The sequence below is a fragment of the Maribacter algae genome, from assembly GCF_047345745.1.
Classification (GTDB): domain Bacteria; phylum Bacteroidota; class Bacteroidia; order Flavobacteriales; family Flavobacteriaceae; genus Maribacter.
On the sequence record NZ_JBLFES010000002.1, the window covers coordinates 53,846 to 78,486 of the forward strand.

Here is a 24,641-nt window from a genome sequence, read left to right on the forward strand (position 1 = left end):
TGGCAAGATAACGGGATTTATACCAATGTAACACCCTGAATACAGTGTTATGGCTTTTGTATCGGTTTAGTTCAACATAAAGAGTGCATTGGCAAAAAAGAGTTTGCCATTTTCCCAAAATCCTCTAAATAGGGGATTGTCTACCATATATACGACCTGGCCTTTTCCTATTTGCTCCATACCGTAAATAAGGGTTTCATCGATTTTTTTCTGCGCTTCGCTCCCCGCAAAACCGGAAATGGGTACGTTGGCTTTTTTGTCTAAATACACCGCATTTCCCTTTTGCAGGTAGTTATAGGCCCTGTCCCCCAATTTAAGCGTGAAGTAAGTGTCATCATACCCGTAGGCCAACGGATTAGTATTGTCTACCGTTGCTTTAAATATAGCTCCCGTAATGGCAGATTTTATACGTTCTCTTTGGCTGCCTTCAAACGATTCCAAGTTGGGAATAGTATCTTTTTCGGTTTCCTTTTTCGAAATACCAAAAGCATCGTCCTTTGCCAGACCATCTATAGCGCCCCCTAGGGCAATGAGCCTACCACCATCTTTCACCCAATCTTTTATTTTCTTAAACGTATTTTCCTTTAGGAAGTCATGATACTGGTAACCATCGGGGAATACGAGTACATCATACTGGGAAATGTTTACCTTATCAAAATAGGAGGCGTCCAGAACCGTTATCGGATAATTTAATTGTTGCTCAAAGAAATGCCATATTTCACCAAACCGCAGTGTTGAGGTCGGTTCGCCGGAAAGAACGGCAATCTTTAAGTCGGGAATCATGGCTACGGAACTGGAACCAAAATCCTTACCACTATCCACAAAACCGGTTTTGGCCACGTGGAGTTTTTTTGTGGGATAGTTTTCCGAAACTTTTTTCAAAGCACCGGTAAAATCCAGATGCATTCTATTATCGCTCTTAGTGATTATTAAACTTCCCCTTTTATGGGACACGCCTTCCAAGACAAATGGCTGGTTGGCAAACCGTACTTTTATTTTTTCCTTTAATAGCGTGGCTAGAAATTTAGCATCTTCCATACTGTTCCAATCGGTGATGTAGGCGTATGCATCAGTGGTGATATTATTTAAGATAGATGAATCTGGTCTATTGGTTTGGGAAATAATGATATTTTCAGTCGCTATAGCATCTAACCCATATGCGTAAGGTAATGACCAAGCTGTAATATCATAGGTAACGGAATCGCTCAACTTGGCCTGAGGTTCAAATAAAACCTTCACTAAAGTACTTTTCGGTTGGTCCGAAGAAATAATCATGGTGTTATCTGTCATTGCAGTATAACCCGGTTTATTCCTGAGGTAACTAAAACCCTTCGCATTACCGCTTTGACCGTAACCATATTCAATTTCGTGTGCCGAAAGCAGTTTTTCCAAGGCCCGGAGTTTGTCCGGATTTCCGTTTAAGACATAGGTCTTGTACTTGTATTTTTTATCCTCATAGAATTTTTTGAATTCGTTATTTAATTTTTCAACATTTTTGCTGGCCACTTCCACGGTTGAAAGCCCTGTAGTATGGTGATGGGCAATCCGGTCTTTTAAGGTGAGGGTATCCCCGATTCTTGTTGTGATTCCCAAACCGGCCCTTCCACTTCCACCTTGTTCATAGGTCATGCCAATGCCACCATTATAAGTAGGGTAGGTATCGCCATAACTGGGATATAACAGGTCAAAAACTTCTTTTGTAAAGTAGAACCATCCATTTTCATCAAAATATTTTGCATGGTTTTTTCCAACGGTTTCTTGAAATTCGCGTTGAAAGTCAGTAATGACCTCATGAAAAGGTTCCGCCGCAGGCGCAAAATAATAGGGATTGTCCACTCCCTGCTCATGAAAATCCACATGGATATGGGGAAGCCACCTATTAAACTGTTTTAAACGCTGTTGGCTTTCTATCTGGGTAAGCCAGGCCCAATCCCTGTTTAAATCGAACATATAATGATTACTCCTACCGCTCCACCAACCTTCATGATGTTCCTTGGAGTTAGGGTCAATATTATACTCGGTATTTTTATATTGATTATACCAGTTTACGTAACGGTCCCTACCATCAGGGTTTATGCATGGATCAATGATTACGACCGTTTTTTCCAAATAGTCGCTTTTGGAAGCCAACAGGTCATAAATAGTTTGCATGGAGGCTTCCGTGCTTACGCTTTCATTGCCATGTACATTATAGCTCAACCATACAATAGCGGTTTCGGATTTTCCTTCACCAGTGGTATTTTTTAAGTGTTCCGAACGAATTTCTTCAAGATTTTCAATATTGGCTTTAGAGGAAACATAAGCCAAAAGCAAAGGCCTGCGTTCATTGGTCTTTCCGTATTCCATCAATTGAACCCGATCCTGTTCCTGCTTTGCCAAATAATTATAGTAATCCACTACTTGATGATGTCTGGTAAACTGGCTTCCCAATGCGTAGCCTAAAAACTCGGAAGGAGATTGAAGTTGTGCGGAAAGAAAAACCGGGATTAGGATAAGTAGTGCGCGTAAAACTTTTTTCATAGGTAATTTTTCAAATCGGGATACTGTCAAATCTAACAAATTATCCTCAAAAAAATTACGCCATCCTGTGTATTTTGACGAATAAACAGGTATTTAAAAAGACCATCTAATTAACGTATTTTTAGGAATTTCAAAAATAGGAGAGTTTTATATTTACCCACATTTTATCTTATATGGATATTGACTGTTTGCCCTTTAGAAAAACCGGTTATTTCTCAAAATTTATTTGTGATTATATAGAAGGAGATAAAAAACTCAGACCGTTTTATAATCACTTTCCGGACATCACGGGCTTTAAAAATCAGCTTAAAGAAAAGAGCGAACATTTCCCATCTGTGAACAGGTCTATTTTGAGCAAATCGTTATCAGAACAATACAACGGTTTTGACACAACTGAGTTGACATTGGAAAATATAAGTTTGCTAAAGGACGAAAAGACCTTTACCATAGTAACGGGCCATCAGTTGAATCTATTTACGGGCCCCCTATATTTTTTGTACAAGATCATATCTACCATAAACCTTAGCGAACAACTCAAAAATGAGTTTCCGGAGTATCATTTTGTGCCCGTGTATTGGATGGCAACGGAGGACCATGATTTTGACGAAATAAATTACTTTAATTTTCAAGGAAGAAAAATCTTGTGGAACCGGGAGGCAAGCGGAGCGGTAGGCCACCTGAAAACAGAAGGTTTGGAAGAAGTTTTCAAAACCTTTGCCAATGCGCTGGGAAACAGTAAGAATGCCAATACCTTAAAAGCGCTGTTCAAATCGGCCTATCTTGAACATGGCAACCTAACGGATGCTACAAGATATTTGGCCAATAGTTTGTTTGGGGAATATGGGTTGGTCATTGTGGATGGCGATGATAAAGCATTAAAAAAGTTACTCATTCCCTATGCCAAGAAAGATATTTTGGAGCAAAAGGCCTTTAATGCTGTTTCGGATACAAGCGAAAAAATCCAGGAAATTTCATCGGATTATGGTATTCAGGTGAACCCGCGGGAAATAAATTATTTTTATTTGATTGATGGGATTCGCGAACGAATCATAGCACAAGATGGCACTTATTTCGTGAACGATACAAAAATTTCTTTTTCGAAGGAGGCACTGTTGGAGGAATTGGAAACGTATCCTGAACGGTTCTCGCCCAATGTCATTGCACGACCCCTATATCAAGAAGTGATTTTGCCCAATCTGTGCTACATTGGCGGTGGAGGGGAAATTGCCTACTGGTTGGAGCTTAAGACCGCTTTTGAAGGAATGGAGGTGCCTTTTCCCATATTGCTCTTGCGTAATTCCGCTTTGGTGGTTACGGAGAAGCAATCGGGTAAATTGGAGCGAATGGGACTTAGTACCGAAGACTTATTCTTAAAACAGAACAGTCTTATCAACAAGAAAATACGTGAAATTTCCAATATCGATATTGATTTTTCCCCGCAGAAAAAGCTTTTGGAAGAACAATTCAAGGAAATGTACGTATTGGCGGAGAAAACGGACAAATCCTTTTTGGGAGCTGTAAAAGCGCAAGAAGTAAAACAAAAAAAAGGACTGGACCATCTTGAAAAACGTCTTTTAAAGGCACAAAAAAAGAAGTTAAGGGAGCACGTTATACGTTTGACCGATATTCAAAACGAACTTTTCCCCGGTCAATCCTTACAGGAACGTAACCTGAATTTCTCGGAATTGTATTTGGAATATGGAGCCGAATTGATTCCCTACTTGATAGAGAACCTTGTCCCGTTAAGCAAATCTTTTACCATTCTTACCAAAAAGTAGCCTAATGGGCCTAAAACATATTTTTTCAAGCAGAATAAATATTCTTGCCCTACTATCTTTTTTTGCCATCACTGGGATACCTTTTTTTAAAAGTGCTATGGAACTGGAGGATGCCGAGCAGGCATACTATTCGCAATGGCTCCGATGGGGTTATGACGACCAACCGCCTTTGTACACTTGGCTTCAATTTGGTGTCAACCGTATTTTCGGAGTGTCTAAATTTTCCTTTTCCTTGTTAAGGGGACTCATTTTTTCAAGTATTTTAATCGCTTTACATCGGTTGGCCAAGCATACGTTATCAAATAGCGCTAAAGCAGAACTTTCTGTACTGTGTTTTGCGTTGGTGCCCGTTTTTATGGATTTTACATTTCGTAGGCTCTCCCATACTTCATTGTTATGCTTACTGATAGTGAGCTCGTTTTTGATCATCCAAAGATTGACGGTTAAAAAATCTATTTTGAACTATTCGGTTTTAGGACTGCTTATAGGTCTGGGTATGTTGTCCAAGTACAATTACGTTTTGTTTTTGGGTGCTTTGATGCTATCGGTGCTTTTTGACCGTAACCTGCGCCAGTTAATAGTACATCGTTATTTTGTAGTGACGATGTTGCTTGCCGCACTGTTGGTAGCTCCCCATTTTTATTGGTTGTTGGGGCCGGAAGGATATTTGGAAATCTTGAAGGAAAGTGTTGTCCTAAAAGTGGAAAGTAGCAATCCAAATACCATCCCCGTTGTTACACCGCTATTTTCCTATACAATGACCATGATAAAGCTTATTGGCATTTTGGGAGTCGGGTTACTCGTTGCTTTCCTGTTCAAAAAATTGAAGTTCATCACTTTTAAAAAGAATTGGTTTTCTAAATTCTTCTGGGCACAATTGGTAGTCTTGGCACTTTTCTTTATCGTATTGAATATTCAAAAAGTTGAACCAAGATGGCTTTTGCCATTGTTTTTGCCTTTTTCGATAGTATTAATGAGAACTATAGATTTTAAATCGATTGAAAAGTGGTCAAGGTTTGGGTTTGTTTTATTTCTAATAGTGATTTTTGGACAAACAGTAAGAACGCCTATTGAAAAGGTTTTGGATATTCCATCTTCCGTGCATTTTGGATTTGAACCGGTATCCGATAAACTGAACAGCAATTATCCCGAAAAAGAGTGGATTCTTCCCAATGTGACCTATGGTGGAAATGTACGCATCTTAAATCCCCAAAAAGAAATTTTCGCCCTAGATGATTTTTCATTGCCCAAATTCAAGTCAACCACAAAAAATAGTGTCAAATTGGTTTTTAAAAAAGAAGATCTTAAAAATGATATTTTGATCGATAGTTTAAAGGGTTTCGGAAAAGAAATGGAAGATTTATATTTTATTGTGGACTAAGGGACTAAAAATTCCCCGTTCCAACCCCTATTTTCTTTTGAAAACCGTACGCGGAGGTGGTTGGGCCGTTTTAATTTTAGATACTCAATCTTAATAGGTTCTATTTCCACCATACAGAAGTAATTTTCGTTTTCAAGATATTCTACATGATCAGGATTGTCTATTTCACTGCCCGGAGCATTTTTGGTGATATAATCCTTTCTACTGCTGGACTGTACACCGTTCCAATATTTATGTAACGTTTCCTTATCCGTGATTGGAGTAGCGGTTCCTTCGATTTTTAGCTGCATTAATTTCTTCGGATGGTAGAATAGCAGACTTACCTTGTTGTTTTCTTTGATATGGATTATTTTTTTGGATCGTCTATCCGTATAAAAGATTAGGCCCAAATCCGCCTTTACTTGTCTAAGCACTACTGTTCTTAAGCGGGCCATATTTCCCAAACCTACTGTAGCCAAAGTGAAATATCGAAAAGGATGTCCTTTTTTGATAGTTGATTTCTTTAGTTCTTCGGTCAGTTCTTGCCAGAAAGTCTCGGTCATAAAAAGTGCTTTTTTTAAAGTTATGAAAAATAAGAGGAAAAAGAAGTAGGGTATTCTTAAAGTGGATTGTTCTATATAAAATTGCGATGAAGAAGATTTAATCCACTTTGAAAAAGATAAGAGTTTAGGTTGGTTTTTGATTTTGATTAATAAGCTCGGGGTGGTTCCCGAGCTTTCCTTTTATAAGATAGTTTGTAAGTAATGGTAAAAATGTCCGTCTAAATTAAAGAATACAGATTGCTATGAAAAAGAATCTCAGATTCAGATTCTTCAACTGTATTCGGTTGTTTGATTGGTTGAATAGAAAGCCCGGCTGGTTACCGGGCTTTTGTGTTTATAAATCCTCTATTTCAGTTGTTCTTTAGGTAAGTGGGATATTTACAAATACAGTATTGCGCGAGGGTCGGTTTTATTGTATCCATTTGAATCATCTTACTTTCATTGATTTTTTCTTCGGTAGTAAATCGTTTTCTTTTGAGATCGATGTTGGAAAAGACAATCTAATTTTTTACGATTTTTGAATTTGTAGGAATAGATTTAAAGCTATAATAACCAATGATTTATATATCATTATATAAAGTTTAAGTTTCATTTTTTAGTTTCTATAAATTATTATAAAGATAATCACCAAATAATTGTTTGGTCGCTATTGGACGAAGTGTATCATGGTATTAATGGATTGTTGTAAATTGTTAACAAACAATATGTTTATTATAATTCTCCCTAACGCCAAAAAAGGAAAACCGATAGAAAACAGGGTAATTTTAAAAATAGAATTTGGTAATCATTTGGATAGTTTTGTATAGGGAAAGTATAGTCAAAATACTATTTCTTGCTCCTTGACCAGTTGTTAAAAAACCGTCACAAATATCCTATAAGATTACTTCCTTAAATTGCTAATTTTCCTATTTTTGCCCATGCAAAATAACGTCCTTATCCTAGATTTTGGTTCGCAGTACACCCAGCTTATTGCAAGACGCGTTCGAGAACTGAATATCTTTTGTGAAATCAAACCCTACAACAAACTACCGGAAGACCTCTCCATATATAAAGCGGTAATTCTTTCGGGTTCTCCATACTCCGTTAGGGCGGAAGATGCTCCCCATGTTAATCTATCAGAGATTAGAGGTAAAAAACCCTTACTTGGGGTGTGCTATGGAGCACAATATTTGGCTTATTTCAATGGAGGCAACGTAGAAGCTTCCAATACGCGGGAATATGGCAGGGCCAACCTATCACATGTTTCAGGAGATGAGCCGTTTTTTAAGGGTGTGTCAAAAGGAAGTCAGGTATGGATGAGCCATGCGGACACTATCAAGGCATTACCGGAGGGAGCGCAATGTTTGGCCAGTACCCACGATGTGGAGTTTGCCGCCTATCGATTTAAAAATGAAGATACCTACTGTATTCAATTTCATCCAGAAGTGTATCACAGTACCGATGGTAAACAAGTCCTTCAAAATTTTCTCGTAGATATAGCAGGTGTGGCACAGACTTGGACACCCGATGCTTTTGTTGAGACTACGGTGGCAGATCTACAATCTAAAATTGGGTCTCAAAAGGTAATTTTAGGATTGTCCGGTGGAGTGGATTCTACCGTGGCAGCAGTTCTTTTGCATAAATCCATCGGTGAAAATCTCCACTGTATTTTTGTCAATAATGGATTATTGCGAAAAAATGAGTTTACAGATGTGTTAAAACAGTATGAGGGGATGGGCCTTAACGTAAAAGGTGTGGATGCTTCGGCACGCTTTTTGGATGCTTTGGCCGGAGAAAGTGACCCGGAAAAAAAACGGAAAATCATTGGCAGGGTCTTTATTGAAGTCTTCGATGATGAATCCCACAAAGTAGAAAACGCACAATGGCTTGCACAAGGTACCATTTATCCGGATGTGATAGAATCGGTTTCCGCAACGGGAGGGCCTTCGGCCACTATAAAAAGTCATCATAATGTTGGTGGTCTGCCGGATTTTATGAAATTGAAAGTAGTGGAACCGTTAAAAATGATTTTCAAGGATGAAGTAAGAAGGGTAGGGGCCAGCCTTGGAATAGATAAAACATTATTGGGAAGACATCCTTTCCCAGGGCCTGGTCTTGGGATTCGTATTTTAGGGGATATAACCCAAGAAAAAGTAACCATTTTGCAGGAAGTTGATGCTATTTTTGTCAATGGATTAAAGGAATGGGGACTTTATGATAAGGTTTGGCAGGCCGGAGCCATGCTTTTGCCCGTAAATAGTGTAGGAGTTATGGGAGACGAAAGAACTTATGAGAAATGTGTAGCTTTAAGAGCCGTAGAAAGTACGGACGGTATGACCGCGGATTGGGTAAATTTACCTTATGAGTTTTTACAGAAAACGTCCAATGAAATTATCAATAAGGTCAGAGGAGTGAACAGGGTAGTTTATGACATAAGTTCTAAACCGCCCGCTACCATAGAATGGGAGTGATTTTAAGTTCTGAGTTAAGAGTTATGAATTGCAGTAATAATCAACGAAAAATAAACAACCAAGATAACACATGAATCGAGTTTTTAAAAATATGCTAGTATTGCTTTTGTTTGTTTTTATAGGTTGCAAAGCAACTGCCCAAAAGTTTACTACACATCCGGTCAAGGAGGGAGAAACGCTGGAAAGTATAGCTCAAAAATATGGGGTTACCGCAGAGAACATCCTAAAATACAATAGGGAGATACGTGCTAACGAACCATTGGAGAAAAATACTATCCTAGTAATTCCCGGAGAAAAGAAAGAAGCTATCGGCACCGATAATTCAGAAGGTGTAACCGATTTGCTAAAAGGTATCGTGCAAGATTCAGTGGTCAAAAGGGAACCGATAGGATTTACGACCCATAAAGTAAGAAAGCGGGAAACGCTTTATGGAATCACCAAGCGCTATAATATTACGGAGGAGGAGCTGAAAAAATACAACAAGCAGCTTTATGCCGCACAACTCAAAAAGAAAATGGAGTTGCGGATTCCGAAATATAGAACGCCCCAAGAAGACGAGGAAGTGCTAAATCCTAACAATTATGAGAAATATGTAGTTGCCCCAAAAGAAACGCGATGGAGCATAGCCCATAAATATGGAATCACAATTGATAGTATGCTGGTCTTGAATCCTAGTCTTTCAAAAACAAGCGATTATTTGGCAGAAGGGTTTGAGCTGTTGCTTCCAAAAATTCCTGGGAGTACGGTAGAAAATCAGGAAACGCAGCTTTTTATCTCTTATACCGTTCCTCCAAAGATGAATTTTTATCGATTGGAAAAGGAATTTGGAGTAAAATCGGATGAAATAGTCCGGTTGAATCCAGAAATAGTGGAAAAAGGAGGATTAAAGGAAGGAATGGTAATCAGAATACCCGAAACGAAAAGAGACCCAGGAGAAATCAATACGGAGAACTATATTTTTTATGAAGTAAAGCCAAAGCAAAATGAATTTCGCCTTACTCGAAAATTTGGAGTTACTTGGCAAGAACTCGTTCAATTAAATCCGGATTTACAGGAAGGTTTAAAAGCGGGCATGATTTTAAAGTTGCCTAAAAATCAGGAAGGTGATTTTGAGGTGAGAAATTCGCTCGTGCTGGACAAAATAAACTTATTGGACAGCATTAATGTGGAAAACAGACCAAAGGTGTTGTTTCTGTTGCCTTTTAGGTTGGATAAATTGGACCTGAGGGATAAGAAAGAAGTTGCCAAAACTATAGGTAATAGAAATAGTCTAAAATACAGTCTTGGTCTGTACTCCGGGGCACTGGTGGCATTGGATTCTGTTAAATCCTTGGGGATTTCCGTTGATGTTAAGACCATGGATAACCAATTGGACTTGGTTAAGACAAAACAAATTTTATTACAAGAAAACATCAATGAATATAATGCCATTTTTGGCCCTTTGGATGTAGCTTCGTTAAAAGAGGTTTCCGTGCAAGCCTCTAGAAATCAGATTCCCGTTATTGCTCCAGTTCCGGCCAAAAGCGATATTAGTTTAGATAACGTGTTTTTCTCCTATACGAATGAGGAGGTGCTGCGTGCACATATGCTAAAATTCGTTCAAGACAAAAGAGTGGACCAAAATATTCTGGTCATTGCCGAAGAATCCAAGAAAGCGGTATCCGATTCCATTGTGGCTCTTTTTCCGGACGCCAAAGTGGTCAGCGTAAAAGAAGAAGAGAAAAACATTGGCATTAATCGCGATAAGATGGCCACTTTATTATCGGAAGATGTCGAAAACTGGGTATTCGTAGAATCACGGAATTTCAAATTGATTTCCAGTGTCGTCTCCATCTTAAACGCATTTAATGGAACTCCTTTGGACCCCGAGAAATCAGATAAGGAGATAAAATTGAGAATGTTCACTACGGACATGAACAATGCCTTTGAAAATGATGTTATATCCAGTACACATCTGTCCAATTTAAATTTCACTTATCCGTCAGTATATAGAGAAGTACAAAGCAATGCTTTTGTAGAGCGGTATAGAAAAAGATTTGGTGACGATCCGGATAGATACGCCGTTAGAGGATTTGATCTTATGTACGATCTTTTGCTTAAACTTGCCTATAAAAAAGATTTGATGTATGTATCCAAATATGTTGGCTCTACGGAGTATAACGGAAATAAGTTCGATTATGAAAAAGATGCGACATCAGGTTATTTTAACCAAGCATGTTACATCATGTCTTATGAAGATATGAAAATTAAAGAAATAGAATAGAAATGACTTCTAAGGTTACTTACAACGGAGAATTAAGAACTTCATGCGTTCATTTAAAGTCCGGGGATACTTTCGTAACGGATGCCCCAACGGATAATAATGGTCTAGGTCAGGCTTTTTCACCTACGGATACCGTTGCAACAGGCCTGGCGAGCTGTATGCTTACCATGATGGGCATAAAAGCCCGCAATCTGGAAGTAGATATCAAGAACGCTACGGCAGAAGTGACCAAACATATGGCCTCCGCTCCGAGAAGGATTTCAAAAATTGAAGTAATACTTACTTTACCCGCATCCGTCTCCGAAAAGAACAGAAAAATATTGGAAAATACGGCCAATACATGCCCCGTGCATTATAGTTTGCATCCGGACATAGAAAAAGTGATTACGTTCCATTGGACTTCTTGAAAATTTGTACATGTATTTTTGTTTGCCTTCTGATAGGTTCGCAAAGCGTGTTCTGTCAGGAAGAAATGGCGTGGAATGAAGATAGGAGGCTACGTTGGGAAGATTTTAAAGGTAACGTTCCATTAGGCTCTTCCGCTGCGGCTACTACCGCTAGCGGAATAAGCTATCAATTTTCGACATATTATGAAAACGATGAATTAAAGTTAGACTACGAAGTAAACTCTTTTTTTTATCCAACGAAATCTTGGTACAAACCACAAATTTCCAATGAGATTATACTGGCCCACGAGCAACTCCATTTTGATATTACGGAAGTTTTCACTCGAAAAATGCGAAAAGAATTGGCTCAAAAACAGTTCACAAAAAATGTCAAGAAAGAAGTAAGGACCATTTACAAAAGAATATTAAAGGAACTCAACGACTATCAAAACGATTACGATAAAGAAACCGATTTCTCCCGAAATATTGAAAAGCAGGATGCTTGGGTCAAGAAAATTAAAAAGATTCTAGCTCAAAAATAATATTTGACCGCTTGTTTAATTTGCGGCAGCACAGGCCTCACGGAGCTCGTTGAACTGTTCTCTGTTGCTTTCGGAAATAATATCGCCACAGACCCTTTCTATCTCATCAATGTCCGCAATTACCTCATCGCACGAGCGATCTGGATTATTGTCGGTTCTTTCATCCAATGCTACGACAAGATTTGCGCATCTAACGGATAACGCAGTATCGTCAATGGCATCTTTAACACCACATTGAGTGTTGAGCATTAAAATCAATAAAAGACTACTGAGCAATAAAATTCTGTTTTTCATGGTAAAATATATTAAACGATTTATAATTTTTCTAGTTATACTTAACAAATAAGAAAAACCTGTTTTAATAACCCTAATTTTTCTCATGATACATTTTAAACACCTATCTCGAAATTACTTCGATGGATGTTTTGAAAAATATCTTTAATAAAAGTGTTTGTGTTTCTAAGTTAAATTTATTCGTGTTTTTTAAAGGTTAGATGTTCCATATCTACTTCCGATACCTTTTCCAAAAGATCTAATTTCGTATATACTTCTATAATGGGGTCGGTATAGTGGTAAGTATATGAAGGCCTATCTAAATATAGATTTCCTTTATATATTTCTTTAAAAACCAATTTGGTCTTTGTGGCAAAATATAAGGTTTTCGTATTCCATTCGCTCAATTGTGATTCAGCGATTTCAGGGTCTATTTTTACCAATACAATAGCATTGTAATATTCTGGTTCACTTATCTTGTTAAACAAAGTATTACCATACGTGGTCTGGGGGAGATACTCAAAGAAATAATTGCTATGATCAGAATCTTCTATACCACTAATGTGTTGCCGCATGGGTAGGGATACCCAATATCCCATATTGTCAAAATCATAATTACTGATTTTGTGGCTAGTTACGCTATATACTTCTTCGCCATCGTCCTCAAAGAAGGCATCGCTCCATTTTAGGATTGTGTCCAAATGCTCGTCTAGGAAAGCTATGTATTTTTCATTTTCAGTAAAGCTGTCGGCATCTTTTCCGCCCCACTTACCACTAAAAGTGCAGCTACCATCTGTACGAGGCTGGCTGCAAAAATATTTTAAGATAGTTTCTTGTGTGGCCATATTTGAAGCAAAACGAAGTATAAGTTGTTGTGCAATGTAAGATTCAACATCAACTTTCTTTGGACTTCTGCTTTGAGCGGTAAGGGCTGTTTTATCCATATTTTTAAAATAGTCTTTCATAAAATGGATTTTTACCAATTTCTCAAAACCATTATAGTCTATTCTTTGCAGCTTTTCTCCTATCTCGCGAGACCTATCCGGGTTTTGATAATCTGACATATAACGATTTTGTAAGCCAAATCTTGGCAGGCCATTGAACTTTTGAATTACAATATCCTTGAATGCTGTGGTGGGAGACTTAAAAACCAACAAGTCGGAATTATCTGTAATAACTGTGTTATGCCTGCCCTTTTTTTTGTTGATCGTTTGTGATTTAGAATTACTTTCCTTTGAAGTTTGGGACGTATGTTGCTGTTCATGGTCAGTGTTGTTCTTCTGTTTTGATTTTTCCCCGTTCAAGATTTCGTCCGTTTTCGTATCTGCCTTTTTAACTACTTTATCCTCTATTTTTTTCTTAAACTTTTTAAGAATTTGGGCATCAACGGGTTGGTATGCTAAAATGCTCATTAGAAGAAAAAGACCGAAGTAATATTTATTTTGATTTTGCATCTTTCTATTTATTTGACAATTAAGTTGTTAGTGTCTAACTCCCCAATTTTTTCGGTGAGGGCGATATCCTTGAATAGTTCAATTTTTGAATTTTCCAATTCATATTCAAACTGCACGTTAGTTTTATCTTGACCGGGTTCCCTATACCTGACTTTTACTTTGAAAACCGTATAAACAGATATTTTTCCTTTGATTTGACGTTCTTCCAGTTGTAAGGTTTTGGCTTTTGTTGGAGACATGGGAAGAAAAATAAGTTCTGAATCGTTTTTTAATAGTTTTTCTCCACTGGTATAGGCTAAAAAATTGGAGGGATGTATCAAAAACCCCCTAGTACTATGTTTTAGATTAGAGACCCAATATCCTTTCTTTTTGAAATCGTATTTTGCATTTATCCAACCTCGGTCAACATAATAAGCAACTTCATATCCGTTTTTGAAAAACGTAGCGGCCCAAGTCTGTAATTCTTCAAGATGATTTTTTACGAAGCCGGTATAACTACGCATTTGTTGAAATTGATTTTGTTGATTACCGCCCCAAGTGTTAGGAAGTATTCTATCCCCGTAGCGCCCAAAAAATTCGCAATTGGTCCCGGATTCAGAATCACAGGCATATTTTATCAATAATTTTTCCGAACCGATATTTGCTAAAATGTTGAATAAGTGCCGCTGCGCGAAGATGGAATGTTTTACGCTCGCATTTTGTTCGGAACTGTTCCTACTGCCTTTGGTCAATGTAGTGCGGTCCATATCGGCATACACATCGGTCAGATATTTAAGTTCCAACAGGGATTGATAACCTTTGTTGTTAGTGGGTGCGGTAACGTTCCTCCGAAAATAGAGGTCTCCAAATCTGGGCAAGCCATTGTGTGATTGTATGACTATATCGGTAAAATTTTCCGAAGGTGCTTTACAAGTGATGATATTGGCATCATTTACCGCAACTTCGTTACGCTCCAATGTATTTGTAGAGTCCTTGGTGTTTTGGTTTTTGGAAGCTGTATTGGCTTGCTTATGAACCAATTTTTGGTCATCCTCTTTTTCACCTTTGCCGTTTAAAAGTTGGTCGGTCTTTTCGTCCGCTTTTTTCTCCAATTTTTGTTCCATTTTTTTCTTTAAATTCTTGAGCAGCTGTCCATTGGCATTTTGAACGCCGCCTATCAGAAAGGAACCTATGAGTAGTGTGTGTACGATTCTTCTTTGTAACATTTTATAAGATTATCTTGTTCTTGTGGTCATATTGGTGATGTCCAATTCCCCAATATTTAGAGTAAGACTATCATCTGTATATAGATTTATTATTGGACTGTTAAGGCTGTAGGATGTTTTGAGGGTATCATTGCGATAACTTTTCACTCCCTTGATTTTTGCCTTTATATCAAAGACCATAAATATATATTCATGGTTTTTAGAAAATGATTCTGCCACTTCAGGCGACATTTTCAATAAAATTTGCGTCCCGTTTTTATGCAATAGTTTTCTTTCATAGGAATCAACAGGTTCCAGATTATAAAAGTTTACCAGAAAATTATTGCTTCCGTGAAAATCCCGTAACCAGTACCCTTTCGCCTTAAAATCATATTTTCCCAAAATGGATTTTGCCACAAAATAGCCGTCTACAACGTTATCGGGTATCACCTCTGCACTCCATTGCTGCAAGGTTTTTAAATTGGCGTTCACAAATTCTTTATAATTGCGCAATCGTTGAAATTCATTGGCGCCCATACCGCCCCAGTATATCTCTTGGCCAATAGAACGGTAGGAGTAGTTATCGTCCCCATATGTTCTTTCACATTTCTCCTTGGTAAGATCACTATTGCAGAAATAGCGTTTCATCTCTTTTCTGGTGGAAAGAGAATTGGCCGCTTTTAGTATGTGATTTTGTGCAGTGTAGGATTTCAAATCCTCTTCATACATATTGTTGGTTCTTTCGGTAAAATATTCTTTATCCATATTGTCAAAGAGATCAGCTTGAAATTTCATTTTCAAAAGCGTGATAAAACCTTGTCTTCCATACGCTACCTCGACTGTTTTCATGTCAACTTTCAGGTACTCCTCAGCCTTTGCATTTATGTAATCTCCGTGCGGTGTTATAAAGTAGTTATCTTGTTCGCCGAACCGTAGTTTTTGCTTATGGGTTTGTAGAGCCAGCGAAATCAGGTTGGGCGATGGGGATTTAAAAATTAACAGGTTTTCATTGACGGATTCACCTTGACCATGAGCAGAAATCCCAATTAATAAAATAATCAGCATATATTTTCTAAACATATTTGATCGTTATTTTTTGAGTATTAATTCTTCGAAAGAAATACTGGTTATTTTTTGTGTCAATGCCGCATCTTGGTATATATCTATTATAGGGCTTTCATGATAATAAGAGAATTTTAATAAGCTCAGGTTTTCCCTTGGTTCTGATGGTATGGAAAGCTTTATTTTGCGAACTAGGTAAAGCATATTCTTATTTTTTTGAAAGCTTTCGGCAACGGCCACATCTATAGGAATCAAAAACTGAATATTCTTGTATGGGCCAAGGTTATCGTTTATAGTACTTTCATACTGCGCTTTAGGTTCAAAATGCGACTCTAATTTAAGATTTCCTGATTGTCTTGGTCCAAATAAATTAAAAGACAAACTACCCCAAAAACCCTTTTTTTCAAAATCGTAAGATCTTGGGGTAACTCTGGATACGTAGTAGATGATCTGACTATCTTCTTTAAAAAATGTTTTAGACCATTTCAAAAGATCAGGAAGAACTTCTTTAGTGAAATTCCTATAATTTCTTAAAAGTTCAAATTCATTATCCCCTAAATACATATTCTTACAGGCATCAGAATTGCAAAAATTCGGGGCCACCATATTTCTAAGCATATGTTGTACCTCTTCATTATTTCTTGTTTTTTGATCACTGCTTGAAGGGCGATTTGTAGTAGGCTTTTCGGTATCCAGATTTTTCATAAATGTATCTGAATATTTTAGATTCACCAGACTTTTGAAACACTGAAAGCCGGTATTTATAAGTTTCATTTTTTTATGATACTCCTTTTCTTCGGCATAGCCTTTGTTGGCAGGATTGTAAAGATTCAAATCACCAAATCTGGGCGTTCCCTTATGGGTCAACAGAACAAAATCATTAAAATGCTCAGAAGGCGATGCATAGGTGATTATGCTCGGGTCCTTGGAGAAATCTTTGTTATTCTTTGATTTCTTTTGAACGGGCTCGACCGTTTTTTGTGTTTTATTTTCGGATGGTGTTTTAGTGGTAGGATTTTCTTCTTTTGATTTTATAGTTTTCTTGTCTTTTCCGTTCAGGAGTTCATCGGTTTTTTCATCAGCTTTTTGCTCTACTTTTTGCTCAATTTTTTTTTGAAGCTTTTTAAGGAATTGCGCTTGGGTATTTTGAACATTGCCCAATAGGAAAAAGGCAATAATCAATGTAAGGACAAATGAGTCTTTCATATATGATAATTAAATAATTACTTACGATAACTATCGTAGGTGTCAAACTAAACATTTACGAAGTTCTGTGCCACTATCAATTATTTAACGTCCCGTTTTTAGCGTTAACTGTTATCAAGTTCATAATGAATGTTTTTTGTGATATATTAAAACATGTATCATGAATAGTAAAAAACTATGTAGATTTGATTTTCAGTAAGACCAAATGATTACGGAAACCATCCAAAAGACTATACTTTCCTTTTTATTTTTTTTTGTTTCATTTTTGGGTATTTCCCAAGAAAAAGAACTGGATTCACTCTTAAGGGAACTAAAATTAAATCAAGAACAAGACTCTAGTAAAGTAAACATTTTGTTGGGTATTGCTCAAAAAATGCGGCATTCAAATCCGGGAGCCGCCTTTTTGCATGTGGATAAAGCCATTGATATTTCGTCTGATTTAAATTGGCAAAAGGGCTTGGGCCTTTCATATACTCAAAAAGGAAATTTATATTACATTGTTGCGGACAACTTAAATGCGCTGGACGCGTTTCAAAAAGCATTGGACATAGGTCAAAAAACCGGAGACGAGTCATTAAAGCTCAGCATGCTCAACAATTTGGCCAATATTCACGCTGATTTAAAGGAATACGATGAAGCCTTGGAAAAATATGGTACTTTTCTCTCTACCTCCGAAAATCTAGGAAATGTACCGAACCAAATACGGGGCTTGACAAATATTGCGATAGTGTACACGGACTCGGATAGACATGAAGAAGCAGTGTCCTATTTAAAGAAAGCGCTAAGACTTTCAAAAGAAGAAAAAAACGATTTTTTCATAGCCGCTATCACAAACAACCTGGCTTTGGCATATAAGGGTATGGGAGCTTACCAAAAGGCACTTGAATTTTATCAAATCGCCGTGGATATTTCAAGAAAAATAGAGAACAATTATATAGAAGCTTCGGCCCTAAATAGTATAGGTAAGGTAAACATATTGTTGAAAAATTATGACAAGGCCCTTATAAGTGGTGAAGAAGCCTTAAAACTTTCAGAAGAAATAGGTGCCGTAGAATGGCAGGCAGATTCTTGGAAGGTATTAAGTACGGTGTATGAAGAACAAAATAAAATGGAAGATGCACTTACGGCCTATAAAAACCACATAAAATTTAGGGACAGTGTTTTGAACGAGGAAAAAAAATCGGAAATCACCAAAAAGGAAATGCAGTTTAAGATGAAAATGCAACAAGATGTTGCAAATGAAGAGATCAAACAACAAAAAATAGTAAAAAACGGATATTTAGTCGGTGCCGTTCTTTTGATGATTTTCGCGATAGCCGGATATTTTTTCTACAAACGTAGACGTGACATTTTAGAAGAAAAAAAGATAGCCGATTTTAATACCAAGGTGGCAGAAACTGAACTCAAAGCACTTAGGTCGCAAATGAACCCTCATTTTATCTTCAATTCCTTAAGCTCCATTAGCGATTTTATGGTTAAAAACGATATAGAAAAGGCAAACGAGTATCTTATTAAATTTGCAAAGCTTACACGTTCCATATTGGAAAATTCTGAAAAAAAATGGATAACGCTCAAAGAAGATCTTGAGTTGATGGAGCTTTACATACAAATTGAGGCCATCCGCTTAAAGAACAAGCTTACCCATACCATAAGTGTTGGCAGGGAAATAGATGTAGAGAATACCTTGGTGCCACCTTTAATGTTACAGCCTTTCATAGAAAACAGTATCTGGCACGGTATTGCAAAAAATCAAAACGGCGGCCACATAAATATTGAAACCAAAAAGGAAGGGGATTTGTTGGTCTGTAGTGTAGATGACAATGGAGTAGGGAGAACTAAAAATGTAAAACTTAAAAGTGAAAATACCTCAATGGGCATAAGGATTACCAAAAATAGGCTGGATATTCTAAGCCGATTAAAAGAAACGAAGGGCAATGTCGTATTGATAGATAAAACTCAGGGATTAAGAGTTGAATTAAAATTACCGCTAGAACTTCAATTTTAAAACATATTATGTTAAAAGCCATTATTGTTGATGATGAGGAACATTGCAGGAACCGTTTGGTTCACTTACTGGCCAATTATGAAAATAAAATAATCTTGGTCGCGGTATGTAGCACGCTTACCGAAGCAAAAGAACAAATCGAATCAAAAACACCCGATATTGTTTTTTTGGACGTGCACCTGAATGATGAGACCGGCTTTGATCTTCTTAAACAATTGACCAAGATAAACTTCGAAGTGATTTTTACAACGGCATACGATACCTATGCCGTAGAGGCCTTTCGTTTTTCGGCGTTGGATTATCTTTTAAAACCTTTGGATGTTGATGAATTTGCAACAACAATACAAAAGTTAGTTGAAAAAACCGATCAAAAAGAAATAGCCAAAAAACTAGAAACGCTTTTCCATAACTTTGAACATAAGTTCAATGGAACAAAAAAGCTTGCCATTCCAAGACTATACGGGCATAGTTTTGTCAAGGTAGATGATATCGTTAGATGTCAATCCGATGGTAACTACACGGATATTTATTTGAATTCGAATAGAAAAATAACCGCAACCCGTACACTCAAATATTTTGAGGAATTATTGAACGCTCCACAATTCTTCAGGGCGCATAAATCTCATTATATCAATATGGATTACGTAGATAAATACGTAAAAGGTAAAGGAAGTTATGTTCAAATGGCAGATGGCGCCTCCGTAGAGATTGCAACACGTCGTAGAGAGGAATTTCTTAAGAAAATGAATTCTTAAAAAAATCTTTTTCAATACGGGAAGGCTTTTAAAACTTAAAATTTAAATATCACAAATAGTAAAAGCTGTCTTTAAAGAAGAAATTTTATCCTCTTTGGCAGGTATAAATTCCTGTGCCACATATCCCTGATATCCAGTTTTTAGGATGGCCTTCATAATAGCAGGGTAGTAAAGTTCTTGCGTGTCATCAATTTCGTGCCTTCCGGGGACTCCCGCAGTATGGTAATGACCAAAATACTGGTGATTATCCTGTATGGACCGTATGATATCACCTTCCTGTATTTGCATGTGATAGATATCATAAAGTAATTTAAAATTTTCGGAACCTAACGCTTTACAAAGCGCAATCCCCCACGCGGAAGTATCACACATGTAGTCGGGATGGTTTATTTGGTTGAAAAGTTCCATTTGTATGACAACGCCGTGTTTTTCTGCCAAAGGGAGTATCTGTTTTAAGCCTACCACGCAATTGGCCAAACCCGTTTCATCATCCATGCCCCTTCTATTGCCACTAAAACAAATTAGATTTTTATAGCCGGCCTCCGCTACTTTTGGAATAATTTCAGTATAATTTTTTATAAGTTCCTCGTGATATTTCGGGTCGTTCCACCCTTCTGTCAAACTAATTTCCGCACCGTTGCACATGGCGCAATGAATATCGTACTTTTTGAGCAATGGCCATTCGTTTGGCCCCATCAGATCTACGGACTTTATACCAAGTTCGTTCAATGTTTTTAGAAAATCCTCTAAGGGAATATCGTTAAAACACCAATGGCAAACACTGTGATTGATGTTGTTTTTTAGTTCAAATTTTTTGGAGATTTCCATTGCATTTCCAGTTTTACAGGCCAACAATCCCACAGAGGCCGCAGCGGATGTTCCAATAAAATTACGTCTTTTCATTTTGGATTTTTAAAAGGTTTCTAAAGATATATTTTTTAGTTTTAAAAATGGAAATTAAACCGGATAAGCAGAAATTAATTGAATTGGCACATTATAGGATGCCCTTTGGAAAATATAAAGGGGATTATTTGGTAAATCTGCCTGAAGCATATTTGATATGGTTTCGTCAAAAAGGATTTCCTGATGGTAAATTGGGCGATTTATTGCAAGCTATGCTGGAAATTAAAGTAAATAATCTGGAATCCATAATTTGGAAGATACAGAAAGATTTTCCCAGAGAAAACGGCTGATTTCCTTGGGCAATTTGTATTTTTGTTTCCCGTAACATAGAAACCCACAAATGGCACAAACCAAATACATCTTCGTTACGGGCGGTGTAACTTCTTCGTTAGGAAAAGGAATTATAGCGGCATCACTGGCAAAACTTTTACAGGCCAGGGGCTATAAGACCACCATCCAAAAACTGGACCCATATATTAACGTAGATCCCGGAACATTGAACCCATACGAGCATGGGGAGTGTTATGTTACGGATGACGGTGCCGAAACCGATTTGGATTTAGGCCACTATGAACGATTTTTAAATGTAAATACTTCACAGGCCAATAATGTGACCACGGGCAGAATCTATCAAAGTGTCATCGAAAAAGAACGAAGAGGTGAATTTCTGGGAAAAACGGTTCAAGTGGTACCCCATATCACCAATGAAATAAAGGAACGGGTACAGCTATTGGGAAATAGTGGGGACTATGATATTGTAATTACGGAAATTGGTGGAACCGTGGGTGATATAGAATCGCTTCCCTACATTGAAGCGGTGAGACAACTTTTATGGGAGTTGGGCGATAACAACGCCATTGTGATACATTTGACTTTAGTGCCATTTTTATCAGCTGCGGGCGAGTTGAAAACAAAACCCACACAGCATTCGGTAAAGACCTTAATGGAAAGCGGAATCAAAGCTGATATTTTGGTCTGTAGGACCGAACATGAGATTTCCGATGAGATAAAGGACAAATTGGCACTTTTCTGTAACGTTAAGAGAGAAGCTGTAATCCAAAGCATTGATGCATCCACCATTTATGATGTACCAGTATTGATGCAGGAAGAAGGTTTGGACACCGTAACGCTTCAGAAACTGAACCTGAAAAACAGCAATGAGCCAGATTTGACCCAATGGAAAGAATTTTTGAAGCGACATAAAAATCCAAAGAACGAAGTTGTCATCGGTTTAATTGGAAAATATGTGGAACTACAAGATTCGTATAAATCCATTTTGGAAGCTTTTATTCATGCCGGAGCCGTTAATGAGGTAATGGTCAAGGTGCGCTCTATCCATTCCGAATACATCACCGATAAGAATTATGAAAGCAAGCTCAAAGGGTTGGACGGTATTTTGGTCGCCCCCGGTTTTGGGGAAAGAGGAATAGAAGGGAAGATAAAAGCGGTGCGCCATGCACGTGAAAATGATATTCCGTTTTTAGGAATTTGTCTGGGCATGCAAATGGCAGTTATCGAGTATTCCAGAAACGTATTGGGTATAGCGGATGCCAGCTCAACGGAAATGGATGAAACAACAGCGCATCCGGTCATCAATTTAATGGAAGCTCAAAAAACTATAACCAATAAAGGGGGTACCATGCGTTTGGGGGCTTGGGATTGTACCTTGTCAGATGGCAGTCTGGCCCAAAAAATCTATGATGGCGCTCAAAATATTTCTGAACGTCACCGTCATCGTTATGAATTCAATAACGAGTATAAAACGCAACTGGAAGAAGCGGGACTTAAAGCATCCGGGATTAATTCTGTGACCAATTTGGTGGAAATAGTCGAAATTCAAGATCATCCTTGGTTCATTGGGGTGCAGTATCATCCGGAATATAAGAGTACGGTTGCCAATCCACACCCACTTTTTGTGAGCTTTGTAAAGGCTTCTTTAGCGCATAAAAAAACACAAACTAATGCCACTATGGCATAAAAACCACATTTGGGTATATATTTGCACATCGTAAATCGGTTTTAGGGCAAAAGCTGACCATTACCTTATTATTAATAGAATTTTAGATGGAAGAAAAGAAATTAGATGTTAAGTCTATCATCGGTTTTGTACTGATTTTTGGAATACTCATCTACATGTTTTACCAGAACAAACCTACTCCAGAAGCGTTGGAGGAACAGAAAGCCAAACAAGAACAGGTAGAAGCTAATGAAGCGGAAAAAACTGATTCCAATATTGTTGAAGAGACCAAACCGCCAACATTAAATCTTCAGGATTCCGTGGCGGTCGCTAATTATAAAAGCCAAATAGGTGCTTTTGGATTTACCGCCCCGAACGAAGGAAGCACGGTTTTGGAAAACGATGTACTTTACTTAAAAATAAGTAACAAGGGAGGGCATGTAGTAGAAGCGAAAATGAAGCATTTCGTCACCTATGATTCTGTGCCCGTTTATTTGATAAAAGATGGGAACGGTTCTTTTGGGTTGAATTTCTCGACATCGGATAATAGGTCGCTCAACACGAAGGATTTATTTTTTGAACCTTCATTGACCAATGAAAACGGAAATAAAGTACTTTCACTAAAAGCGAAGACTTCCAATAATCAATTTTTAGAATATCGATATGAAATGAAACCGGGCGAATACCTGGTAGACTTTACCGTTCGTAGCCAAGGTTTGGATAGAATAATCAATGAAAGTAAACCTGTAACCTTGGATTGGAGATTAAAGGGAATACGCCACTCCAAAAGTATTGCATATGAAAACAGGTACACACGTTTGACCTATAACCATGAAGACGATAAAATAAGCAAGCTTTCCGAGGGTAGTGACGATGAGGAAACGGAGGAATCCCTAAAATGGATATCCTATAGGCAACACTTTTTCAGTTCTATTTTGGCAACGGACGAGCCGTTCAAAACTGGGGAGCTAAGCTCTAAAAATTTGGTAGAGGAAGAAAGTCGCACTTTTGGTTTTACTAAAGATTATGCTTCCGTATTACCATTGGAAGTTAAAGGCGGAGAGCTTAGTAAAAATATGTATTGGTATTTTGGCCCTACTGATGTAAAAGTATTGTCCAAGTATGAAGATTTGGGCTTAGAGGATTCCATTCCTTTTGGTTGGGGTATTTTTGGCTGGATCAACAGATATGTTTTCACACCTTTCTACTCCTTATTAAGTTCTTATTTCCCGTATGGTATCGCCATTATTATCATGACGATATTGGTGCGTTTGGCCATGTCACCAGTGACCTATAAGTCTTATTTGTCTCAAGCTAAAATGAAGGTTTTAAAACCGGAAATCACGGAGCTTGGGGAAAAGTACAAGGACAATGCCATGAAGAAGCAACAGGAAACCATGAAACTTTATAGTAAGGCAGGCGTTAGCCCTATGAGCGGTTGTGTGCCGGCATTATTGCAAATGCCTATATTCTATGCCTTGTTCATGTTTTTCCCAACATCTTTTGCATTACGGCAAAAATCCTTTTTATGGGCAGATGACCTATCTTCTTATGACACTATTTTTGAGTGGACAACAAATATTCCTCTCATATCCACGTTTTATGGAAATCATGTAAGTTTATTCCCAATTTTGGCATCTATCGCTATTTTCTTCTATATGATGATGACCACAGGACAGAATATGCCCACACAACCAGGTATGCCCAACATGAAATTTATCATGTACCTGATGCCATTTATGATGCTAATATTCTTTAACAACTATGCAAGTGGTCTAAGTTTATATTACTTTGTTTCAAACTTGATTACTATTGGTATCATGCTGGTGATAAAGAACGTAATTCTGGATAACGACAAAATACACGCGCAGATACAGGAGAATAAAAAGAAGCCTAAAAAAGAAAACAAATTTCAGCGTAAGATGCGTGAAATGATGGAACAGGCCGAAGCGCAAAAAAAGAAGTAATTTTTCTTAGAAA

At 37.6% G+C, this 24,641-nt stretch carries 19 protein-coding genes; 11 read left to right on the forward strand and 8 right to left on the reverse strand.

What is annotated here, in order from left to right; genetic code table 11:
• Positions 1-66: 66 nt before the first annotated feature.
• Complete coding sequence (locus ACKWBX_RS07495; protein WP_413968051.1) at positions 67-2,520, reverse strand: M14 family metallopeptidase; 2,454 nt, start codon at positions 2,518-2,520, stop codon at positions 67-69.
• Positions 2,521-2,693: 173 nt separating this feature from the next.
• On the opposite strand from ACKWBX_RS07495, the gene bshC reads away from it, so the two are divergent.
• Both bshC and ACKWBX_RS07505 read left to right on the forward strand, forming a co-directional pair.
• Positions 2,694-4,298 (forward strand): bacillithiol biosynthesis cysteine-adding enzyme BshC, encoded by a 1,605-nt coding sequence (gene bshC, locus ACKWBX_RS07500; RefSeq protein WP_413968052.1) that lies wholly within the window; start codon positions 2,694-2,696, stop codon positions 4,296-4,298.
• Between the two features lie 4 nt (positions 4,299-4,302).
• A complete protein-coding gene (locus ACKWBX_RS07505) occupies positions 4,303-5,679 on the forward strand; it encodes a glycosyltransferase family 39 protein (RefSeq protein ID WP_413968053.1) in 1,377 nt (458 codons plus the stop codon).
• Here ACKWBX_RS07505 and ACKWBX_RS07510 read toward each other — a convergent pair.
• A complete protein-coding gene (locus tag ACKWBX_RS07510) occupies positions 5,676-6,221 on the reverse strand; it encodes a pyridoxamine 5'-phosphate oxidase family protein (RefSeq protein ID WP_413968054.1) in 546 nt (181 codons plus the stop codon). The genes ACKWBX_RS07505 and ACKWBX_RS07510 overlap by 4 nt on opposite strands.
• Positions 6,222-7,138: 917 nt before the next feature.
• Here ACKWBX_RS07510 and guaA point away from each other — a divergent pair.
• From guaA to ACKWBX_RS07530, 4 genes are all read left to right on the forward strand, one after another.
• On the forward strand, positions 7,139-8,671 hold the full coding sequence (gene guaA, locus ACKWBX_RS07515; protein ID WP_413968055.1) for a glutamine-hydrolyzing GMP synthase: 1,533 nt from the start codon (positions 7,139-7,141) through the stop codon (positions 8,669-8,671).
• A 91-nt stretch (positions 8,672-8,762) separates the two neighbouring features.
• Positions 8,763-10,934 (forward strand): LysM peptidoglycan-binding domain-containing protein, encoded by a 2,172-nt coding sequence (locus ACKWBX_RS07520; RefSeq protein WP_413968056.1) that lies wholly within the window; start codon positions 8,763-8,765, stop codon positions 10,932-10,934.
• A 2-nt stretch (positions 10,935-10,936) separates the two neighbouring features.
• Positions 10,937-11,341: an OsmC family protein gene (locus ACKWBX_RS07525; protein ID WP_413968057.1), complete on the forward strand. Its 405-nt coding sequence runs from the start codon at positions 10,937-10,939 to the stop codon at positions 11,339-11,341.
• 47 nt (positions 11,342-11,388) lie between these two features.
• Positions 11,389-11,862, forward strand: a complete 474-nt coding sequence (locus tag ACKWBX_RS07530; protein WP_413968059.1) for a DUF922 domain-containing protein — start codon at positions 11,389-11,391, stop codon at positions 11,860-11,862.
• A 15-nt stretch (positions 11,863-11,877) separates the two neighbouring features.
• Here the strand turns inward: ACKWBX_RS07530 and ACKWBX_RS07535 are convergent, their stop codons facing one another.
• The 5 genes from ACKWBX_RS07535 to ACKWBX_RS07555 form a co-directional block, all read right to left on the reverse strand.
• Positions 11,878-12,156 carry a MerR family transcriptional regulator gene (locus tag ACKWBX_RS07535; protein WP_413968060.1) on the reverse strand — a complete coding sequence of 93 codons (279 nt, stop codon included), beginning with the start codon at positions 12,154-12,156 and terminating at the stop codon, positions 11,878-11,880.
• 176 nt (positions 12,157-12,332) lie between these two features.
• A complete protein-coding gene (locus ACKWBX_RS07540) occupies positions 12,333-13,589 on the reverse strand; it encodes a hypothetical protein (protein WP_413968061.1) in 1,257 nt (418 codons plus the stop codon).
• 8 nt (positions 13,590-13,597) lie between these two features.
• Positions 13,598-14,794: a hypothetical protein gene (locus ACKWBX_RS07545; protein ID WP_413968062.1), complete on the reverse strand. Its 1,197-nt coding sequence runs from the start codon at positions 14,792-14,794 to the stop codon at positions 13,598-13,600.
• 9 nt (positions 14,795-14,803) lie between these two features.
• Entirely contained in the window at positions 14,804-15,853 is a 1,050-nt protein-coding gene (locus ACKWBX_RS07550) for a hypothetical protein (protein WP_413968063.1), read from the reverse strand.
• 9 nt (positions 15,854-15,862) lie between these two features.
• The gene (locus ACKWBX_RS07555; protein ID WP_413968064.1) at positions 15,863-17,041 is read right to left on the reverse strand and encodes a hypothetical protein; all 1,179 of its coding nucleotides are present in this window, start codon (positions 17,039-17,041) and stop codon (positions 15,863-15,865) included.
• Positions 17,042-17,246: 205 nt separating this feature from the next.
• Here ACKWBX_RS07555 and ACKWBX_RS07560 point away from each other — a divergent pair, with 205 nt between their 5' ends.
• Complete coding sequence (locus ACKWBX_RS07560) at positions 17,247-19,046, forward strand: tetratricopeptide repeat-containing sensor histidine kinase (RefSeq protein WP_413968065.1); 1,800 nt, start codon at positions 17,247-17,249, stop codon at positions 19,044-19,046.
• 8 nt (positions 19,047-19,054) lie between these two features.
• The gene (locus ACKWBX_RS07565) at positions 19,055-19,801 is read left to right on the forward strand and encodes a LytR/AlgR family response regulator transcription factor (protein WP_413968066.1); all 747 of its coding nucleotides are present in this window, start codon (positions 19,055-19,057) and stop codon (positions 19,799-19,801) included.
• A gap of 42 nt (positions 19,802-19,843) precedes the next feature.
• Here ACKWBX_RS07565 and ACKWBX_RS07570 read toward each other — a convergent pair whose 3' ends face one another.
• Positions 19,844-20,704 carry a hydroxypyruvate isomerase family protein gene (locus ACKWBX_RS07570; RefSeq protein ID WP_413968067.1) on the reverse strand — a complete coding sequence of 287 codons (861 nt, stop codon included), beginning with the start codon at positions 20,702-20,704 and terminating at the stop codon, positions 19,844-19,846.
• Between the two features lie 47 nt (positions 20,705-20,751).
• Here ACKWBX_RS07570 and ACKWBX_RS07575 point away from each other — a divergent pair, with 47 nt between their 5' ends.
• The 3 genes from ACKWBX_RS07575 to yidC all read left to right on the forward strand — a co-directional run bounded on the left by ACKWBX_RS07575 (position 20,752) and on the right by yidC (position 24,628).
• Positions 20,752-20,994, forward strand: coding sequence for a DUF3820 family protein (locus ACKWBX_RS07575; RefSeq protein WP_413968068.1), 243 nt, complete (start codon positions 20,752-20,754; stop codon positions 20,992-20,994).
• Between the two features lie 50 nt (positions 20,995-21,044).
• A complete protein-coding gene (locus tag ACKWBX_RS07580; protein WP_413968069.1) occupies positions 21,045-22,682 on the forward strand; it encodes a CTP synthase in 1,638 nt (545 codons plus the stop codon).
• An 86-nt stretch (positions 22,683-22,768) separates the two neighbouring features.
• Positions 22,769-24,628: a membrane protein insertase YidC gene (gene yidC / locus ACKWBX_RS07585; protein ID WP_413968070.1), complete on the forward strand. Its 1,860-nt coding sequence runs from the start codon at positions 22,769-22,771 to the stop codon at positions 24,626-24,628.
• The last annotated feature ends 13 nt before the right edge of the window (positions 24,629-24,641 follow it).

Excerpts from the sequence above, each read along its gene's own strand:
- ACKWBX_RS07540 (WP_413968061.1), bottom strand. The coding sequence starts at position 13,589 with ATGCAAAATCAAAATAAATATTACTTCGGTCTTTTTCTTCTAATGAGC.
- ACKWBX_RS07560 (WP_413968065.1), top strand. The coding sequence starts at position 17,247 with ATGATTACGGAAACCATCCAAAAGACTATACTTTCCTTTTTATTTTTT.
- ACKWBX_RS07555 (WP_413968064.1), bottom strand. The coding sequence starts at position 17,041 with ATGAAAGACTCATTTGTCCTTACATTGATTATTGCCTTTTTCCTATTG.
- ACKWBX_RS07550 (WP_413968063.1), bottom strand. The coding sequence starts at position 15,853 with ATGTTTAGAAAATATATGCTGATTATTTTATTAATTGGGATTTCTGCT.
- ACKWBX_RS07505 (WP_413968053.1), top strand. The coding sequence starts at position 4,303 with ATGGGCCTAAAACATATTTTTTCAAGCAGAATAAATATTCTTGCCCTA.
- ACKWBX_RS07580 (WP_413968069.1), top strand. The coding sequence starts at position 21,045 with ATGGCACAAACCAAATACATCTTCGTTACGGGCGGTGTAACTTCTTCG.
- ACKWBX_RS07525 (WP_413968057.1), top strand. The coding sequence starts at position 10,937 with ATGACTTCTAAGGTTACTTACAACGGAGAATTAAGAACTTCATGCGTT.
- ACKWBX_RS07535 (WP_413968060.1), bottom strand. The coding sequence starts at position 12,156 with ATGAAAAACAGAATTTTATTGCTCAGTAGTCTTTTATTGATTTTAATG.
- ACKWBX_RS07495 (WP_413968051.1), bottom strand. The coding sequence starts at position 2,520 with ATGAAAAAAGTTTTACGCGCACTACTTATCCTAATCCCGGTTTTTCTT.
- ACKWBX_RS07520 (WP_413968056.1), top strand. The coding sequence starts at position 8,763 with ATGCTAGTATTGCTTTTGTTTGTTTTTATAGGTTGCAAAGCAACTGCC.
- bshC (WP_413968052.1), top strand. The coding sequence starts at position 2,694 with ATGGATATTGACTGTTTGCCCTTTAGAAAAACCGGTTATTTCTCAAAA.
- ACKWBX_RS07565 (WP_413968066.1), top strand. The coding sequence starts at position 19,055 with ATGTTAAAAGCCATTATTGTTGATGATGAGGAACATTGCAGGAACCGT.
- ACKWBX_RS07575 (WP_413968068.1), top strand. The coding sequence starts at position 20,752 with ATGGAAATTAAACCGGATAAGCAGAAATTAATTGAATTGGCACATTAT.
- ACKWBX_RS07570 (WP_413968067.1), bottom strand. The coding sequence starts at position 20,704 with ATGAAAAGACGTAATTTTATTGGAACATCCGCTGCGGCCTCTGTGGGA.
- guaA (WP_413968055.1), top strand. The coding sequence starts at position 7,139 with ATGCAAAATAACGTCCTTATCCTAGATTTTGGTTCGCAGTACACCCAG.
- yidC (WP_413968070.1), top strand. The coding sequence starts at position 22,769 with ATGGAAGAAAAGAAATTAGATGTTAAGTCTATCATCGGTTTTGTACTG.
- ACKWBX_RS07510 (WP_413968054.1), bottom strand. The coding sequence starts at position 6,221 with ATGACCGAGACTTTCTGGCAAGAACTGACCGAAGAACTAAAGAAATCA.
- ACKWBX_RS07545 (WP_413968062.1), bottom strand. The coding sequence starts at position 14,794 with ATGTTACAAAGAAGAATCGTACACACACTACTCATAGGTTCCTTTCTG.